The sequence below is a fragment of the Idiomarina sp. 28-8 genome (assembly GCF_000320945.2).
GTDB lineage: Bacteria > Pseudomonadota > Gammaproteobacteria > Enterobacterales > Alteromonadaceae > Idiomarina > Idiomarina loihiensis.
Genome location: NZ_BANL01000048.1, coordinates 1 through 1,396, shown reverse-complemented (window position 1 = coordinate 1,396; position 1,396 = coordinate 1). Strand labels below are relative to the sequence as shown.

The window sequence follows — 1,396 nt, the reverse complement described above, 5'->3', positions numbered from 1 at the left end:
TGTAGCCTGATGAGATGGTCCCCTCCCTCCTAAGCGGCATCGCAATGTGCCAATATAGAGGTTCAAGCTTCTATAGAACAGAGTGGAGAGGACCAATGGCTATTGTAAACAGAATTGCCCTGGATTTGGCAAAGGATTTTATTCAGGTTTTGGCGCTGGATGAAAATGAGCAGGAAGTTTTTAATAAAAAGCTGCGCAGCAATAAGGTGTTAGCGAAGCTGGCGACGCTGAGCCGTACGGATGACTGCGAAGTGGCGGTTGAGTCCTGCGGCATGAGTCATTACTGGCGCCGGGAATGTGAAAAGCTGGGTTATCAAACGGTGGCGTTGCCGCCGCGTTTCGTCAAAGCGTACCTGCAGGGTGAGAAGAACGATGCGAATGACGCCCGGGCGATAGCCGAGGCGGCATCACGACCCAACCGTCAGACGGTCAGGCTGAAAAGCATTGAGCAGCAGGACTTAGCATTGATGGTCAATCAGCGGGAAGGCTTCGTGCAGACGAGAACGCAGTTCTCGAATAGGTTGCGGGGGCAACTGGCCGAATACGGCATTCTTTTACCGAAGCGAGTCGGTACGATATTACAGAGAGTACCGGAGGTACTGGAAGACGACAGCAATGCGCTGACGCTTCAGTCACGGGACTTAATCAACCGGCTCTATCAGGTGCTGCGAGCAATGGATGAAGAAGTGAAGGCACTGGATAGGCGCTTAGCGGCACAGGCCGAAAGGAATGAGGACAGTCAGCGGCTGATGACCCTGCCGGGTATCGGACCGATAACAGCGACTTCGTTGCTGGCACTGATAGGCGATGTCAGCGAATTTAAACGCGGCCGCAATCTGTCGGAATATCTGGGGCTGGTGCCACGGCAAAACAGCAGTGGCGGTAAAGACCGCTTAGGCGGTATTACCAAAAAAGGCAATACCAAGCTGAGGACACTGCTGGTGCACGGCGCGCGCTCAGCACTGCGGGTGGCGCAGAAACGCCATGACAGGCTGAGCCTCTGGGCACAGGATGTCGCTAAACGCCGGGGCAACAACGTTGCGGCGGTGGCACTGGCCAACAAGCATGCCCGGATAATCTGGGCGATGTTAAAGAATCAAGAAGATTACCGGATGACTGCTGCTTAACAGCATTCAGTAAAAGAGCACAGCGAAGGTTCATTCCTTCCGGGAGTTGCAAACGTCAACAGGATGGTAAAATAGGGTAAACCGACGACAACTGAGACTGGTGAACGTCCGTACACATAAAGTACGTTAGCCTGATAAGCCAGTTGCCGTGCGGAGTTCATCCAGGCCAGGTGCGCAAAACCGCGCACCATAAACAGGCCGTATATATGCGAGCGCCCCGACATTTACCACGTGTTCACGTTGCAAAACGGGAGGGGACCATATATGAC

At 53.7% G+C, this 1,396-nt stretch carries 1 protein-coding gene; it reads left to right on the top strand.

The window, feature by feature from the left end:
* Positions 1–95 precede the first annotated feature (95 nt).
* Entirely contained in the window at positions 96–1,127 is a 1,032-nt protein-coding gene (locus RJ32_RS00050) for an IS110 family transposase (protein WP_034823208.1), read from the top strand.
* Positions 1,128–1,396: the final 269 nt, after the last annotated feature.

Coding starts and splice junctions, on each gene's coding strand:
- RJ32_RS00050 (WP_034823208.1), top strand. CDS start 96: ATGGCTATTGTAAACAGAATTGCCCTGGATTTGGCAAAGGATTTTATT.